The sequence below is a fragment of the Actinotignum vesiculae genome (assembly GCF_051267215.1).
GTDB lineage: Bacteria > Actinomycetota > Actinomycetes > Actinomycetales > Actinomycetaceae > Actinotignum > Actinotignum schaalii.
In genome coordinates this window covers 24,927-41,245 of sequence record NZ_JBOZGG010000008.1, presented here as the reverse complement: position 1 = coordinate 41,245, position 16,319 = coordinate 24,927, and the positions used below count along the sequence as shown (strand labels likewise).

General features: G+C 64.6%; 12 protein-coding genes and 1 tRNA gene. 3 read left to right on the top strand and 10 right to left on the bottom strand.

All coding sequences use genetic code 11. From position 1 onward, the window contains the following. Nucleotides 1-78: 78 nt before the first annotated feature. The 3 genes from rho to ACRQHG_RS05610 all read right to left on the bottom strand — a co-directional run bounded on the left by rho (nt 79) and on the right by ACRQHG_RS05610 (nt 4,303). Complete coding sequence (rho, locus tag ACRQHG_RS05620; protein WP_435719737.1) at nt 79-2,034, bottom strand: transcription termination factor Rho; 1,956 nt, start codon at nt 2,032-2,034, stop codon at nt 79-81. A 98-nt stretch (nt 2,035-2,132) separates the two neighbouring features. Continuing rightward, the gene (gene thrB, locus ACRQHG_RS05615; protein ID WP_126134863.1) at nt 2,133-3,017 is read right to left on the bottom strand and encodes a homoserine kinase; all 885 of its coding nucleotides are present in this window, start codon (nt 3,015-3,017) and stop codon (nt 2,133-2,135) included. Further along, complete coding sequence (locus ACRQHG_RS05610) at nt 3,017-4,303, bottom strand: homoserine dehydrogenase (RefSeq protein ID WP_126134862.1); 1,287 nt, start codon at nt 4,301-4,303, stop codon at nt 3,017-3,019. The genes thrB and ACRQHG_RS05610 overlap by 1 nt, the downstream gene beginning before the upstream one ends. Nucleotides 4,304-4,590: 287 nt before the next feature. Here ACRQHG_RS05610 and aroD point away from each other — a divergent pair, with 287 nt between their 5' ends. Further along, entirely contained in the window at nt 4,591-5,397 is an 807-nt protein-coding gene (aroD, locus tag ACRQHG_RS05605) for a type I 3-dehydroquinate dehydratase (protein WP_435719736.1), read from the top strand. On the opposite strand, the gene lysA is transcribed toward aroD, so the two are convergent. Continuing rightward, complete coding sequence (lysA, locus tag ACRQHG_RS05600) at nt 5,394-6,929, bottom strand: diaminopimelate decarboxylase (protein WP_435719735.1); 1,536 nt, start codon at nt 6,927-6,929, stop codon at nt 5,394-5,396. The two genes, aroD and lysA, sit on opposite strands and share 4 nt — an antisense overlap. Next, nucleotides 6,926-8,602 (bottom strand): arginine--tRNA ligase, encoded by a 1,677-nt coding sequence (gene argS / locus ACRQHG_RS05595; protein ID WP_435719733.1) that lies wholly within the window; start codon nt 8,600-8,602, stop codon nt 6,926-6,928. The genes lysA and argS overlap by 4 nt, the downstream gene beginning before the upstream one ends. Nucleotides 8,603-8,674: 72 nt before the next feature. Here argS and ACRQHG_RS05590 point away from each other — a divergent pair. Next, a tRNA-Arg gene (locus ACRQHG_RS05590) sits at nt 8,675-8,747 on the top strand. Between the two features lie 523 nt (nt 8,748-9,270). On the opposite strand, the gene ACRQHG_RS05585 is transcribed toward ACRQHG_RS05590, so the two are convergent. The 5 genes from ACRQHG_RS05585 to ACRQHG_RS05565 all read right to left on the bottom strand — a co-directional run bounded on the left by ACRQHG_RS05585 (nt 9,271) and on the right by ACRQHG_RS05565 (nt 15,472). Next, nucleotides 9,271-10,215 (bottom strand): zinc-binding dehydrogenase, encoded by a 945-nt coding sequence (locus tag ACRQHG_RS05585; protein WP_435719732.1) that lies wholly within the window; start codon nt 10,213-10,215, stop codon nt 9,271-9,273. A gap of 185 nt (nt 10,216-10,400) precedes the next feature. Next, nucleotides 10,401-11,321: a glycerophosphodiester phosphodiesterase family protein gene (locus tag ACRQHG_RS05580; protein WP_435719730.1), complete on the bottom strand. Its 921-nt coding sequence runs from the start codon at nt 11,319-11,321 to the stop codon at nt 10,401-10,403. Next, on the bottom strand, nt 11,321-12,949 hold the full coding sequence (locus ACRQHG_RS05575) for a M23 family metallopeptidase (RefSeq protein WP_435719728.1): 1,629 nt from the start codon (nt 12,947-12,949) through the stop codon (nt 11,321-11,323). The genes ACRQHG_RS05580 and ACRQHG_RS05575 overlap by 1 nt, the downstream gene beginning before the upstream one ends. A gap of 203 nt (nt 12,950-13,152) precedes the next feature. Then, entirely contained in the window at nt 13,153-14,178 is a 1,026-nt protein-coding gene (locus tag ACRQHG_RS05570; RefSeq protein WP_435719726.1) for a hemolysin family protein, read from the bottom strand. Continuing rightward, nucleotides 14,171-15,472, bottom strand: coding sequence for a hemolysin family protein (locus ACRQHG_RS05565; protein ID WP_435719724.1), 1,302 nt, complete (start codon nt 15,470-15,472; stop codon nt 14,171-14,173). The genes ACRQHG_RS05570 and ACRQHG_RS05565 overlap by 8 nt, the downstream gene beginning before the upstream one ends. A 160-nt stretch (nt 15,473-15,632) precedes the next feature. On the opposite strand from ACRQHG_RS05565, the gene ACRQHG_RS05560 reads away from it, so the two are divergent. Continuing rightward, nucleotides 15,633-16,226: a GDSL-type esterase/lipase family protein gene (locus ACRQHG_RS05560; RefSeq protein ID WP_087069889.1), complete on the top strand. Its 594-nt coding sequence runs from the start codon at nt 15,633-15,635 to the stop codon at nt 16,224-16,226. Nucleotides 16,227-16,319: the final 93 nt, after the last annotated feature.

The following is a 16,319-nucleotide window of genomic DNA, read 5'->3' as shown; positions in this document are numbered from 1 at the left end:
CGCGTATCACATCACTATGTGCGCCACGCGCTCGGTACCCGGCCACCCGGCCGGCTCCTCCCGCCGTTTTTATTCGGCTTATTCGCCGCGCGATCCTTGCATGGAACGCATAATCGACACGAGGAATTCCGCGTTATTTTCGGTATTCCGCATCCGCTTGAGCACGAAGTCCGCCGCTTCATCCACTCCGAGAGTTCCCAGGGCCCGGCGCAGCTGCCAGATGACCTTGAGTTCTTCGGGCTTGTAGAGCATTTCTTCGCGGCGGGTACCCGAGGCGTTGATATCGATCGCCGGGAAGATACGCCGATCCGCGAGCTGGCGCGAAAGGCGCAGCTCCATATTGCCGGTGCCCTTGAATTCTTCGAAAATAACTTCGTCCATCTTCGAGCCGGTTTCCACCAGCGCGGAAGCGATAATCGTGAGCGAGCCACTATTTTCGATATTGCGCGCCGCACCGAAGAACTTCTTGGGCGGGTAGAGCGCCGCGGCATCCACACCACCGGAAAGGATACGCCCCGAAGCCGGTGCCGCGAGGTTGTAGGCACGCGAAAGGCGGGTGAGGGAATCGAGAAGAACCACCACATCCTGACCGAGTTCCACCAGGCGCTTGGCGCGCTCAATAGCCAGTTCGGAGACGATAGTGTGATCCGAAGCCGGGCGGTCAAAGGTGGAAGCAATCACTTCGCCCTTGACGATGCGACGCATATCCGTCACTTCTTCGGGGCGTTCATCCACGAGGACCACCATGATATGAACCTCGGGATCATTCGCGGCAATCGCCTTGGCGATCTGCTGCATAATCATGGTTTTCCCGGCCTTCGGCGGGGAAACAATGAGGCCGCGCTGGCCCTTGCCAATGGGGGCAACCAAATCGATGGCGCGAGTAGACAGGCCCTTACGTTCGGTTTCCAGGCGCAAAATCTCATCCGGGTAGACCGGGGTGAGCTTATTAAAGTCCGGGCGGCGCGCTGCTTCAGCTGCGGGCAGGGAGTTAATAGTATCCACCTGGACGAGCTGGTTACCGGACCGGTTATTGTTTTGATTATTGTAACGACGGCGCGGATTACGCTTGTTATTGCGGTTATTATGCGAGGAATTATCCTCATCGTGCTGGCGAATAGCACCCACCACGGCATCCCCGCGGCGCAGACCGTACTGGCGCACCAGCGCGGTGGAAATCTGCGCATCATTGGGGCCGGGCAGGTAGCCGCCGGTGCGCAGCACCATCTGGTTACCCTGGGTATCCACAATGCCGGCAACGGGAACGAGGGTATCCTCCGCCTGGCGCTTACCGGCCGGAATCTCCTGGCGTTCCTCACGTTCGGGCTTAGAAGCCGGCGCGGAATCCTCCGCCTCGTGATCCGCGCGATCAGTACGTTCAGCGCGTTCCGAGGTGCGGCGGGAGCGGCGGGCTTCTTCATGTTCCTCACCGCGCCGGTTGCGCTTGCGGCGGCGGCGCTCCGAGGTGGTGTCATGGTGGTCACCGGCGCGGCGTTCCGCGGCATCGCCAATGGCATCCAGGGCCGCGAGGGTGTTTTCGTCACTGAGGGAATCGGAACGGCGGGCAGTCGAGGCAGCTTCCTGCTTCGGTTCGGGCAGATCGATATGCACCGGTTCGCGGTGATCCCGGCGCACTCGGCGCCGCACTTTACGTTCCTCACGTTCATCGCGGCCGGCGGCGGTACTGGGCGCCGCCACGGGTGCGGCATCAGCACTGGCGGCACTTACCGCGTGGGGGCGGGTGGCTGCTTCCGCAGCGGTCGACACCGAGGCGGCTTCATCCGCGCTTTCCTTCTTCGCTGCGGGCTTTGCCGTGGTGGCAGCAGCGGGCTTTTCGCGCGTTTTCTTGATATTGGCGAGGCTATCTTCCTTGCGGGGCCGCCCGCGCCGCGCGGGGCGAACTTCGCGAATGGCCGCGAGCAGGTCCGCCTTCTTAGCTTTCGGGTCAATGTCCAGGCCGAGTTCTTCGGCGAGCGCGCGCAGCTGCGGCACCCGCATCGTTGAGATTGCGCCTGATGTTGGGGTTTCCGTCACGAGGTTCCTTCCTCGGAATTCAGGGGTTGTTAACGCACTTATGACAATTTCAAGTACGTGGGAAATAACCGGTATAAGAACGTCGGTTAGACCTTAGTCTACACCAGATAGGCGCCCCGTGTGGACATTCCAGCGGTATTCACCGTAAATCCACGCCGCTGCATCATAGAAACTGTGTCAGCGTCAAGGCGTGAAAATACTAGCACGGATGGGCCCGCACCGGAAATAACGGCCGGGAACCCGGCCGCGCGCAGTGCCCGCACCGCGTCCGCGGAGGCCGGCATCGCCCCGGCGCGATAGTCCTGGTGGAGGCGATCCTCGGTGGCCTGCCACAGCAAATCGGGGTAGTGCTCCAGGGCAAGGGCGAGCATGGCGGTGCGCGACGCATTAAAAGCGGCATCTGCGTGCGGAACGGTATCCGGCAACGCGGCCCGCGCCTTTTCGGTCAGGAGCTGTTCCCCGGGAATAAGGAGGGTGGTGTCCACCGCGGTGGGGATACGCGCCGCCCGGGCCTGCGTTCCTTCCATCCACGTGACGACGGCGCCCCCGAAAATCGCCGGTGCGGCATTATCGGGGTGCCCTTCAAATTCGGTGGCGAGGGAGAGGAGCACGCCGTCGTCGAATATATCGGGGCGATCTACCAGGCCGCGCACTAACAGTAAGCCGGCCACCACAGCCGCCGCGGAAGAACCGAGGCCGCGCCCCTGCGGAATTGCGTTAACGCAGTGCAGTTCAAAACCGACGCCGGGCAGGGCCGCCGCCTCAAAACCGCGGCGCAGAGCCCGCACGATGAGGTGATCTTCACCGGTGGGAAGAACATCCGCGCCTTCCCCTTCGATACTCACCCGGGTAGCGCCGGTGGTCAGGCGCACGCTCACTTCGTCCCAGAGGTTATGCGCCATGCCCATGCAGTCGAAGCCGGGACCGAGATTGCCGGAGGTTGCCGGGACCCGCACCCGCGCTTCGGAGGTGGCGATACGCATTAGGCCACCTCCACCCGCACGAAGCTCGCGGTGCGTACGGTCGCCAGGCCCGCGGCGGCGGAAAGATCCGCAATGGTTGCTTCCACATCGGCTTGGAGGGCTTCGTGGGTAGTAACCGTGAGGCGGCACAGGTGATCCGCGGTGGGCGATTCTTGGCTCACCCCGCTAATGGAAACATTATGGCGGGCAAAAGTCCCGGTAACCTCGCTGAGAACACCCACGTGATCGGCCACGTCCATGCTCAGCTGGAAGCGCGAGCGCGCCTGGGAGGGGGGCAGAATCGGCAGCTCGCCGTACGCCAGTTCGCGCGGAGCCAGCCCACCGTGCACGCGGTGATGCGCGGCGGCCACCAGATCGGAAAGCACCGCGGTGGCGGTGGGGTTCCCGCCGGCACCCGGCCCGTAGAACATGAGCCGATCCGCGGCTTCGCCCTCCACCACAATGGCGTTATAGGCGCCGTGCACGGTAGCGAGCGGATGCTGGGCGGGAATGAGCGTGGGGCCCACGTACAATTCAATGCCGTCCGCGCGCCGCTTGGCGGAGGCCACCAGCTTGACCACGTAGCCGCCACGCCCGGCCGAGGCAATCATCTCCGGGGTGATATCGCGGATTCCGTGGGTGTGCACATCCGAAAGCTGGACGCGGGTGTGGAAAGCGAGAGAGGCCAGGATGGCGCATTTTGCCGCGGCGTCGTACCCGTCCACATCGGCGCTCGGATCAGCTTCGGCGTAGCCGAGCTCCTGCGCCTTCTTCACCGCGGCATCGAAACTTTCCCCGTTGGTGGTCATTTCGTCAAGGATGTAATTGGTGGTGCCGTTGACGATTCCGAGGATATGGGTGACGCGGTCTCCGGCGAGGGATTCGCGCAGCCCGTAAACCACCGGGACGGCCCCGCCCACCGCGGCTTCGTAATAGAGGTCGACGCCGGCACGCGCCGCGGCGTCGTACAATTCTGGACCGTGTTCGGCCAGCAGCGCCTTATTTCCGGTGACCACCGAGGCACCGGCGGCAAAAGCGGCCAAAATATATTCGCGCGCCGGTTCGATGCCGCCCATGAGTTCAATAACAATATCCGCCTGGGCAATAATGGCGTGGGCATCGGTGGTGAGCAGCGTGCGATCAATGGCCGGATCGCGCGGGGCCTCCAGGTTGCGCACCGCAATTCCGATCACGCGCAGGCGCGCCCCGGCTCGCAGGTTAAATTCTTCCGCATTGGCTTGCAGCAGGCGGACGACGGCGCTTCCTACCGTTCCCGCCCCCAGCAGGGCAACCTTGACTTCCTTCACGCCTACTCCTTATCTTGACGAACGCGCCGCGCGGATGCCGGCTCGGCCGCGCGGATGCGGCTTGGCTCGGGCAATACCGGCTCGGTCCGGGCGATGCGCCGGCCTCTCTGTCCTCGCGTGTCCTAGCCTAGCGAAGGTAGGGCCGGGGCGCGCCACCGGCCCGCCCGCAGCGAGCGTATGGGCTCGGTATGCGGCAAAAACTGGGTGTGGCGCCCGCCACGCGGATGGGTACAATATCCCCATGGAAAATGCATCAACCGATGCACAAAGAGAAAGCGAGGTGCGCGATGCCCACTGTGAAAATCAAGGACGTCACCTTCGGCTCCGGGCCGACAAAAATCCTCGTGTCCATTACGCCCGCCAATGGTGACGAGCTGCGGACGCAGGTAGCGAAGCTTCCCGAACAGGACATTGACGTTCTGGAATGGCGTGTGGATTTCCTCGAGGATCTTTCCACCCTCACCGAGGTGGGAACCCTTTTGCGTGAGTCCACGAATCTACCGATTCTGGGCACCTTCCGTTCCGCGGCGGAGGGTGGCCAGAAGGCGATTATGCCCGATGATTACGGGCCTTTGGTGATCCGGCTCATCCAATCCGGGCTGGTGGATGCGGTGGATGCGGAGCTGTTCCGCACCGGGGCCTGGACCGAACGCATTATTCAGGAGGCGGCCCGGGCTCAGATTCCGGTGATCGGTTCCTACCATGATTTCCGTTCCACCCCGCCCGAAGATGAGATCGTGAATCGCCTGCGGCTCTTGCAGGTGCACGGGGCGTCTATCGCGAAAATTGCGGTGACTCCCGCTCATCCCGGTGATGTGGTAACGGTGCTCAACGCGACCTACCGGGCCAGCCAGGAGCTGCACGTTCCGCTCATCACCATCGCCATGGGGGCGCTGGGCACCATGAGCCGGATTACTTCCGCTATTTTCGGCTCCGCGGGTACCTGGGGTCAGGCCGGGCAGGCCACCGCGGCCGGGCAGATCGCGGTAGCCGAGCTGCGCCCGGTGGTGGACGCGATTTCGGCGTGGAGCAGCGCCCCGGATACCTGGGAAAAGCCCGCTCAGGTGAGCGAGGCCGTGCTGCCGGAGGATTAGTTTTCGGCGGCCGGGTAATCCGCGTCTAGCGCGAGGATATCGGCCACGGTTTCCCCGCGAATAAGCCAGCGGGCCCGGCCGCCGCTCACCGCAATAACTCCCGGGCTGGGCAGCATATTGTAATGCGAGGCCATGACTCGCCCGTAGGCGCCGGTGGCCGGCGTGACAAGCAGGTCACCGGCGTGAATATCCTCCGGGAGGGCGACGGCGCGCACCACAATATCGCCCGATTCGCAATGCTTACCGACAACTCGGCAGACGCGCGCACCTTCGGGATTCCCCTGGGTGGCCGCCACACCGGCAGCGGGATCCGCCGCGCTTGCCGCGGCGGCGGCGTCGGCCTCAATAGTGGTGCCTGTGCTGGTGCCCGTGCCGGTGTTGGCCGGCACGCGGTCCACGAGGGCCGCGGTGTAATCGGCGCCGTAGAGGGCGGGGCGGATGTTATCGGACATGCCTCCGTCCACCGAAACGTAGGTGCGGGTGCGGGTGGCATCCACGTGGACGTTCTTGACGGTTCCCACGGTGTAGAGCGTCATGCCGGCCGGGGCAATAATGGAGCGGCCCGGTTCCACGGAGATGCGCGGGGCGGGAATGCTGCTCTCGGCGCTGTGTCGGGCAACTTCCGCGGCGAGCACCGCGGCGAAGTCGCGCGGGGTGGGCGGAATCAGGTCCGCGCCGGTGTAACGCACCCCGTAACCACCGCCCAGGTCAATTTCGGGGATGACGGTTCCCAGCTCGCGGGCCACCCGGGCCCGCAGATCCAAGATGGCGCGTGCCGCAGCCACGAAAGCTTCCGTCGCCACAATTTGAGAGCCGATATGCGAATGTAATCCCACCAGGCGCAGCCACGGATTGGCCTCGATGCGCTCAATCGCCTCCCAAGCCGCGCCGCTGGCGAGCGAGAGACCGAATTTTTGATCCTCGTGGGCCGTGGCAATGAAATCGTGGCCGCCCGCGTGAATACCGGAAGTCACCCGCACCACGACGGCGGCGACCTGCCCGCGCCGCGCGGCCGCGGCGGCCACCAGATCCACTTCGGCCAGGGAATCAACCACCAGGTGGGCAACCGCATGGTCCAGGGCCAGCTCGATTTCCGCCGCGGATTTATTATTGCCGTGCAAGCCGAGCTGGTGCCCGCGCGCTCCGGCCGCCAGGGCGATGCGCAACTCCCCTTCGGAACAGGTATCCAGGTGGAGGCCTTCTTCCAGCATCCACCTGGCCACGCCCACGCTGGCAAAAGCCTTGCAAGCGTAGTAAACATCCGCTCCCGCCAGCTCCGCAAAAGCCTCACTCATCGCGCTCACCCAGGCGGAGGCCCGGGCGCGGGCATCGGCTTCATCCAGGATGTAGAGCGGTGTACCGAAGCGTTCTGCCAGGGCGCGCACCGAGCACCCGCCCACCTCCAGGTCACCGGGAAGGCGGCGTACCGTGGTGGACCACACCCCGGTGGGCGAACCCTCGGGAAGGGGCGCGGGCAGCTGCTCGAGATTACTTACCGCGGCGCTCACCGCGGTGCTCACCGGGCCGCTCACATTTTCTCCGGGGCGCTCACCCCGAGCAGGTGCAAGCCATTGGCGAGGACCTGGCGGGTGGCGTCGTTCACCCAGAGGCGGGTGCGGTGCAGATCGCTGACTTCTTCATCCGCGCGCGGGGTAACCCGGGCCTTGCCGTACCAGGTGTGGTAGGCGCCGGCCAGTTCTTCCAGGTAGCGGGCCACCCGGTGCGGTTCGCGATTGGCCGCGGCCAGCGAGATCACTTCCGGGAAGCGGGCGAGCTGCCCGATCAGATCAGAATCGGCTTGCTCCAGGAGTTCCGGGGTGAAGGCATCCGCGCGCTGCACCCCGTGTTCGGCGGCATTGCGGGCCACATTCGCGGTGCGGGCGTGCGCGTATTGCACGTAGTAGACCGGGTTGTCATTGGTGTGCGAGGCCAGCACATTGAGGTCCAGCTCCAGGGTGGTATCCACCGAGGCCCGCACCAGCGAGTAGCGTGCCGCATCCACACCCACGGCGTCCACCAGATCCTCCAGGGTGACCACGGTGCCCGCGCGCTTGGACATGCGCACCGGAACACCATCGCGCTTGAGATTGACCAGCTGGCCGATGAGGATTTCCATATTACCGCCCTTGCCGGCGGTATCCCCGAATGCCCGGGCCATGGCGTACATGCGCCCGATATAGCCGTGGTGATCCGCGCCGAGCATATAGACGGCGTGATCGGCCCCGCGGTGGCGCTTATCGAGGTAGTAGGCGATGTCACCGGCGAAGTAGGCGGTTTCTCCGTCCGATTTCACGATGACGCGGTCTTTATCATCACCGAAATCGGTGGAACGCAGCCATACCGCGTTATCTTCTTCGTAAATAACACCGCGTTCGCGCAGTTTTTCAATGGCGGCGGCAACCGCTCCGGAATCGTGAAGGGATTGTTCGTGGAAGAACACATCAAATTCGGCCCGGAAATCAGCCAGGGAACTCTTGATCTCCGCGAACATGAGCTCCACCCCGCCGGCGCGGAATACTTCCTGAGCTTCGGCTTCCGGGAGGGTGCGCGGATCGGGACGCCCGGCGGCTAGCTCCTGGGAAATAACCTGATCGGCAATATCGGAAATATATGTTCCACCGTAGCCATCTTCCGGGGTTTCGCGGCCCAGCGCCGCGGCCAGCAGACTTTCCGAGAAATGGTTGATCTGGTTGCCGTGATCATTGAAATAGTATTCGCGCACCACGTTCGCGCCGGTGAAGCTGAGAATCCGGGCGAGGGTATCCCCCACCGCGGCCCAGCGCGCCCCCCCGATATGGATGGGGCCGGTGGGATTCGCGGAAACGTATTCCAAATTGACGGTGGTTCCGGCGCCCGCCTGGGAGGAGCCGTAGCGCTCGCCCTGTTCCACGATGCTGCGGGCCAGTTCCCCGGCCGCCCCGGCCGAGAGGCGAATATTAATAAAACCGGGGCCGGCGACCTCCACCTGGGCGATGCCGGCCACACCTTCGAGGCGCCCGGCCAGCAGGGTAGCCAGGTCACGCGGGGGCATCCCGGCGCGCTTGGCGAGTTGCATAGCCACATTCGTGGCCCAATCCCCGTGCTCGCGCGAACGCGGGCGCTCGATTTTCACCGCGGGAATATCACCATCGAGGTGAAGCTGACCTTCATTACGTGCGGCGCTGATTTCCGCCGCGATACATGCACTGAGTTCTTCCGGAGTCACGCATCTAAGTGTACGTGCTATCTACGACAGAATTACACCGCCACCCGCCGACGTGGTAAAGTAGCGCAGTGCGCCCCGATAGCTCAGGGGATAGAGCGTTCGCCTCCGGAGCGAAAGGCCGCAGGTTCGAATCCTGTTCGGGGCACAAATCGCACGAAAATGGGCCCGCGTATCGAAAGATATGCGGGCCCATCGCTGCACTGGTGGCCCCAGCTGCGCCGTCGTTCTTGACGAGTGCGCGGCGCCTTGAGCTGCGCCGTCGTACTAAAACGCGGGGTTAATAGACAAAAAGTGGGTCTAATGACGGCGTGTCGTTGGCTTGGATCCGGATCAGATCCGTACGAATCGGGTACACAAACGAAGTGCGAGGGAGAGCACCGTTTGTCCCCGATTTCGTGTCTCTAACGCGCACTATGGCGCCTACACGGCCCAGAAAGCGGCTCTGACGCCTCTGCCCACCCCGTGGCTGTGGCGCATGGCAGCCCGGACGGAACGAGTTTTCCGTCAAGGCATGTCACGCAACGGATGTCAAGGAAGCAAGCTTATTGAGGTGCCCGACCTCAATAAGGCCGACTTTTCGTTGGTATGACAGGGCAAACTCCCGGTATAAGACCCACCATTTGTCTATTAGCCCAAAACGCGCGCCGCAGCCGGAACGCTACCGGCCTTTAGTACTCAACCACCAGGCGCCCCACGACCTCGTGATTCTTGAGCTTCTCGATGCCTTCGGGGATCTCCTCGAAGGGAATGGTGGTGACCTGCGGGGTGAGTTTCCCGGTGGCCATAAACTCGTAAATCCCGGCAATATCGGCCTTGGTGCCGCCGTTGGAGCCGATGAGGCGGCACTGGTTGAGGATGAGGCTCTTCGTGGAAATAAGCGATTCCAGCTTGCCCATGCCCACAACCACCACGGTGCCATCACGGCGGATAATATCCACGGCGTCCGCGGTGGTGGTGCCGAAACCGGCGAAGTCCACGATGAGGTCGAAAGTAATATCGGAGAAGTCCTTAATATCCTTCTTCACGCCCTTGGCGCCGATCTTTTCGGCCAGCGGCCACACCTTTTCATTAATTTCAGCCACGTACACATCCGCGCCGGCGAGCACCGCCACCCGCGCACCGATCTGCCCGAGACCGCCCAGGCCAATAATCCCCACGGTTTGGCCCTTCTGCAGGCCGCCCTGGGTCACGACCGCCGCGTGGGAGGTCATCCCGGCATCGGTTGCGGCCGCGCCCAAAATAAAATCAACGCCGTCCGGAAGCGGAACGAGCGCTTCGGCCGGAACCGCCATTTTCGGCGCAAAACCGCCGTCAAAACTGTAACCGGGGGCACCGGCCGCGGTGGTGGGGCACACACCCACGCGATCCCCAACCTTGTACTCCGTGACGCCTTCGCCCACTTCAGCCACCACGCCCGAATTTTCGTGCCCGATGGTGATGGGGCGCTTGGCGAGCATGGACAGCCAGCCCTCATCCGTGAGTAGACCAACATCCGAATGGCAAATACCGGCCGCCTTCATCTCCAGGACCACCTCGCCCGGGCCGGCCGTGGGATCGGGAACCTCATTGAGAACAAGCGGTTCGTTGGTATTCGTAAATTGCCAGGCCTTCATCACAACTCCTTCTGTGTGGCGGTGCGGCGCATCGATGCGCTGCAAGGGACTTTAAGCCTAACACTTTTTGTTTGTTTCATCACTATTTTCGCGGAAGTTGCGCTGAGAGCGTGGCGCGCCGGCGTGGTCCAGAATGTGGTACGACGACGCCGCTCCCGACCGCGCTCCCCTCCCGCTACCGGTGTTTAGATCCGCACCGAGTACTGCGAGTTATCGAAGTAGCTGCGCATGGCGCTGGGTTCGTCGGTAATAATGCCATCGACGCCCAGGTCGAGCAGTCCTTCCGCTTCCACGGCGGAATTAATCGTCCAGGCGTGCACCGCCAGCCCTTGCGCGTGGGCGAGCTGCACAAACCGCGCGGTGAGAACGGGAACCGGGTGGCCGAGTGTGCCGCTGCCAGACTCATCCCCGGCTCGGGGCGAGCGGCTTGAGCGCGAAAGCGGCCACGGGCGGGGTAACGAGCGAAGGCCGGGCAGCGAGCGAAGGCGGGGTAGCGAACGCGGGCGCGGCAGCGCGATATCTACCGGCACTTGAACGGCCTGGAAGCCACGCTGCGAACCGGGGAATTTGGCGATGCGCACTCCCTGCACGCCAGGCAGGCGGGAGAGCGCCATGAGCCAGGCCACCGCCGAGCGGCCCAGCGAAAATGTGGCCCCGGGCAGCCGGCTGCGCATGCGTTCCACCCGGGCCTGGGAGAAACTGGCCAGGCACACCCGCCCCGCGGCCCCGGTGCGCCGCACCGCTGCCACCAGCGGTTCCACCGCGGCATCGGATTTCGCGTCCAGGTTAAAAACGGCGTCCGGGAAGGCGTCGAGGACTTCATCCAGGCGCGGCGGGCGCTCCCCGGCTTCGTTGCGGACCTGCGCTACTTCCGCCCAGGTGTGCGCGCTGATCGGGCCAACGCCGTCCGTGGTGCGGTCCAGGAGCGGATCGTGGAGGATGACCGCTACGCCATCCGCAGTGGCGTGCACATCCGATTCGATATGCCGAAATCCCGCGCGGTAGAGAGCCTCAAAAGCGCGCAGGGAGTTTTCCGGGTATTCGTTACCGCCGCCGCGGTGGGCGATGATGAGCGCGGGCCCATCAATATCGTAGAGTCGCCCCATTACTTGCAATCCGCCTCGAGGGGCTGGGCTTGGCGTTCTTCCAGGAAGGCGAGCGGGTCGAGGAGTTCGTCGTTGGCGGCGTGGATCTCCAGGTGGAGATGCGGGCCGGTGGAGTAGCCATTCGAGCCCACCGCTCCGATCACGTCACCGGCCTTGACTTTGTCACCGGCCTTGACGAAAACTCCGTCGTCGTACATGTGGATGTACCAGGAGCTGAACTTTTCTCCGTTAATGGTGTGCTCGATAATAATGAGATTATTTGAGCGGCCCTGGATGCCTTCGCCGGCGTGCTTGACCACGCCGTCAGCGATGGCGTGGATCGGGGTGCCGGCCGGGGCGCCGAAATCCTGCCCGGCGTGGGAGGAAACTTCCCCGGAGATCGGGTCCACGCGGGTGCCGAACGGCGAGGTGAGGCGATAGCTACCCTCGGGCAGCGGCTTGACGATAAGACGATCCGTAGGGATATCAAAAGCGGCGCGAGTACCGGAAGCTCCAGCGGAGGTGGGGCAGGCGCGGCGCGGATTTTCCGCCGCGGTGCGGGCCTGGGCGCGCTGAATCGCACCGACTTCCCCGGTGAGCTGGGCCGGGGTGGTGAATTCTTCTGCCATGGGTGCCACGAAAGCTGGGTTCGCGGCCTGCGCCGCATTGCCCTGCAAGGTGGACATAACGGGAAGCACCATGCCCAAGCAGGCCACCGCGCCAATAAGAATATTGCGGTAAGGAGAAACGGAACGCGCTACCGCCCAGTGCGCGGCCGCCCCGGCCAGGATCCGGTCCGAGCGCTCCCGGTTCTGCGCCCGCCCGCGGGCTTCACCCGCGCGCACCGCCGCGTCAATATCCGATTCGGAGAGGACTTCGGTGCCCTCGGTATCGGTGGTGATTCCCACGGTGCCGATTCCGCCGGTGGGCGCGGCTTCGCAGGCGGCGATGGTCAAAGAAGAAGGAAGAACGACGCCGAAAGCGGCCCCGCGCCCCGCGTTCACCTGCGGTTTTAGTTCCGGGGTGGGGAGCGCTGTGGGCACCGCTTCGGTGCTCGCGGGCGCCGCGACGCGGGCGCGTTTGCCGCGCGCGGGCAGTTCGCTCACCGTTGCGAGCGGTGCGACTGTTGCGGGCGCGGTAACCGTTGCGGCCGTTTCTGTTGCCGCAGCCGGGGCGACGACGGCGGCGCGGCGCCCGCGCCGCTCGGGTTGCGCAGCTTCGGCTCGTTTGCCGGAGGTACGCACCTGGCCGGCACTTTCAACGGTAGCGACCGCGCGGGAAGTTGAAAGGGACTCCGGCGCGGCAGCGCGGCGGGCACGCCCGGCGGAAGTTTCAGGAGCCGCCGGAGTTACAGGAGCCGCCAGAGTTGCAGAAGTTACCTGAGCGGTGGGAGCGGCGACACGTGCATGCGAAGCATGCACAGCGTGCGCCGCGCGTGCAGGATGCGAAACAGGCACCGAGGGTGAAACGGGCACGGCGTGCGAAGCCGCCGCCCGGGAACCCGCAGGCCGAGACGCCACCGAGCGCGAGCCCTCCACGCTCATATCAGCAGCGGCGCGTGCGGCGCGTTTCCCGGCGCGCTCCTGCGGAGCCTCATGCGCCCGGGCCGCTCTGCGCCCGCCGCGAGAGGTGTGGTGTACCGCGCTCACTGCTCTCCTCATTTTCCCTGCCAGATGGCCGGCTCATCCACCGGCCCGTCACTATTACAAAATGATAACGGTCAGCGCCGGAAAGGCAAAGAGTTTTCACCACATGAGCCGTATCGCATCGCGCCCTACCGGCCCCACGCCGAACCGTTCCGCGCCCTCATCGCAGCAATCGCACCCCGCCCAATCCGCGCTATCTCGCCGTTTTAGGCACGGCGCTGCATGGAATCACGCACGTCCCCGACAAGGTCTTCAATGACATCTTCGAGGAAGATCACACCCGTTACCTTTCCGTTATCTTCCACGATGGCCATATGCGTTCCCGAGGTTTGCATAGTTCGCAGCGCGTCCTCCACGCTGGTTCCGGCATCAAGGCTGCGGACCGGCCGCACCAAGCGGGCGGAGATAGGCAGGTCGCGCTGGGCGGCGTCGAGAATATCCTTCACGTGAATGTACCCGACGATATTCCCGCCGCTCACGAGTGGGAACCGTGAATATCCGTGGTCGGCCACCAGCCGTTCTACCTGCGCGGGCGTGGCGGTGCGCGGGCAGGTGACCACCTTATCGAGGGGCAGCATGGTGTCCCCCACCTGGTGTTCGGAAAATTCCAGCGCCCCGGTGATAAGCCCCTGGGTATCCTGGAGCACCCCGGCCGCCTGGGAGGCATGCACAATCGCCGCAACCTCGGAAGCGGTAAACGCGGAGATCACCTCGTCTTTCGGTTTCATCCCCATCCAGGAAACGATATGCACCGCGAGCCAGTTGAGCGATCCGGTGATCGGGCGGAAGACCCGGTCAAAAACCAGCAGCGAAGGCACAAACAGCATGCCGAGGCGCTCAGGATGGGTGACCGCCAGATTCTTCGGCACCATTTCACCCAAGATCACGTGCAGGGCGGTCACCAGGAGTAGGGCCAGCACAAAAGCAATGGTGTGGGCGAGGACCGCCCCGGCACCCACCGCGGCCAGCGGCACCAGCAGCAGCGCCGCGAGCGCCGGTTCCGCGAGCGCCCCGAGGGCCACCGAGCACAGGGTCACGCCGAGCTGGCAGGCAGCCAGCATTTCATTGAGGTTGCGGGAAGCCGCCAGGGTTTTCGCGGCGCGCGGATTGCTTTCCGCCAGAGGTTCCAGGCGGGAGGGCCGCGAGGCGGTGAGCGCGAATTCGCAGGCCACGAAATAGGCGTTTCCGGCGAGCAACAGCACGGTGAGGATGAGGGCGAGGGTATTACTCATGGATTTTCACCTCCACCGTTTCGACGCGTCGCTCGTCCATAGCACGCACTGTCAGCTGGGCGTCGTCGACCTCCACCGCATCCCCCACCGCGGGAATGCGGCCAAGTTCGGCCATAATCAGCCCGCCGAGGGTTTCGTAGGGGCCGTCTTCGGGTAGGCGCACCCCGCAGATGCGGAAGGCTTCGTCCGGGCGCAGCAAGCCGGGCACCACCCAGGTTCCCGGGGCGGTGCGGCGCGCGCCGGTGCCGCGGCGGTCGTGTTCGTCCGCGATATTGCCGACGATTTCTTCCACGGCGTCCTCGAGCGTCACGATTCCGGAGGTTCCGCCGTATTCATCGACGACGACGGCCGTTTGGCCACCGATATCTCGCAACACCACGAGGAGCTCGGGCAATTCCATCGTTTCGGGCACCGCAAATGCTTCGCGCATCACCGAGGAGGAGGTGACGGGCACGTCGGCGCGGCGCTCGGCGGGAATGGCCACGGCGGGGCGCAGGTGCGCGAATCCGCGGATGTCGTCGAGGCCACCCTCACCCACCACGGGGAAACGCGAGAAGCCGGTGGTGCGGGCCGCGGTGATCACGTCTGCCGCGGAAGCGGTTTCTTCCAGGTATTCCACCCGGCCGCGGTCGGTCATAATATCGATGGCCGTGAGCCCGCCCGCGCCGATGGAGGCGGTGAGCAGGCGCGCGGTGGAGGGCTCCAGGGTGCCGGCCGCCGCGGATTGGCGCACCAGGGCACCCAGTTCGGGACCCGAGCGCGCCCCGGAGATTTCATCGGCCGGTTCCACGCCCATGCGGCGCAGCAGCCAGTTCGCGGTGGCGTTGAAGGAGACGATCACGGGTTTGAACACCACGCTGAAGGCGTGCAGCGGGCCGCCCACCCGGGCGGCGGTGCGCAGGGGTTCGGCCAGCGCCATATTCTTGGGGACCAATTCCCCAAAAAGCATGGAGAAAAGATTGACGAGGAGGAAGGCCGCGGCAGCGGCAATAGCAACCGCGGCGGCGCGCGCCACCCCGGCCGTGCCCAGCCAGCCCGTCAATATTTCCGTCAGGGGTTGCTGGGCCACGTAGCCGAGCAGGATCGTGGTGATGGTAATGCCCACCTGGCAGGCGGATAGGAAGAGCGAAAGGTGGTGGAGGCGGCCGGCCACGCTGGCGGCGGCCGGGTCCTCGGCGGCGCGCGATTCCACCGCGGCCGGGTCCAGGGCCACCAGGGAGAATTCCGCGGCCACGAAAAGCGCGGTTCCCAGCGTGAGGAGGATGCCGAGAAGTAAAAGAAGAGCGTTGGTCACATAAACTCCAGGGTAGGTGCTTCTTGCAGTCTAGCGATTCGCGGGGGCGGCGCGCGCGGCCGCCGGAGTACGTGAGCCGCACGCACACGCGACCGGTCTGCGCGCGCCACTCGATGCGGGCGAGCACGCTAGGATTTACCTAGTAGCAAGGGAGGCAGCCGTGGATTCTTTACGTGTCATCTTTATTGGCGATGAGCTGGTGGCCGGGTACGGCGATGCGCGGGCGCTCGGGTGGACGGGCCGCGTGATGGCTCGCACCCTCACCGATCCTCCGCTCCTCCCCCTCACGTTGGCTGTTCCCGGGGAAACAATTTCGGAGATGGCGGAGCGCTGGGAGCGGGAAGTTGCCCTACGCACCGGCCCAGATATTGAATCGCGCCTGGTGATCGGCCTGGGTAGTCACGATCTGGAACGCGGTGGCACCATGGCGCGGGCGCGCCTGCACCTGGCTAATCTGCTGGATTCCGCGGACCGGATGCGCATGCGCCCCTTCGTGGTGGGCCCGCCCCCGCGCCCGGATCTGCCCCGCGATGTGCAGCTCAATTTATCCAATGCCTACCGGGATGTGACCGAGCGGCGGCGTTTCCCCTTCGTGGATACCTTTAGCCCCCTGGTGGATCACGAGCAGTGGAATACCGATATGGACCTGAGCGGGGGTTATGCGCCGCGCCAGGCCGGTTACGGGCTTATGGCATGGCTGGTGCTCCACCACGGGTGGAACCAGTGGCTCGGGATTCGCGCGGCGGCCAACTAGTAACCAACTACATAGCCCCGGCACTACAACGCGGCGGCCGACCACCAGATCGACCGCCGCGCAGCTCACTACTCGAAAGCAAAGCTTTTTAGC

Coding starts and splice junctions, on each gene's coding strand:
- thrB (WP_126134863.1), bottom strand. CDS start 3,017: ATGCGTATCGCCACCTCCGAAGCGCGGGTGCGGGTCCCGGCAACCTCC.
- aroD (WP_435719736.1), top strand. CDS start 4,591: ATGCCCACTGTGAAAATCAAGGACGTCACCTTCGGCTCCGGGCCGACA.
- ACRQHG_RS05585 (WP_435719732.1), bottom strand. CDS start 10,215: ATGAAGGCCTGGCAATTTACGAATACCAACGAACCGCTTGTTCTCAAT.
- ACRQHG_RS05580 (WP_435719730.1), bottom strand. CDS start 11,321: ATGGGGCGACTCTACGATATTGATGGGCCCGCGCTCATCATCGCCCAC.
- ACRQHG_RS05570 (WP_435719726.1), bottom strand. CDS start 14,178: ATGAGTAATACCCTCGCCCTCATCCTCACCGTGCTGTTGCTCGCCGGA.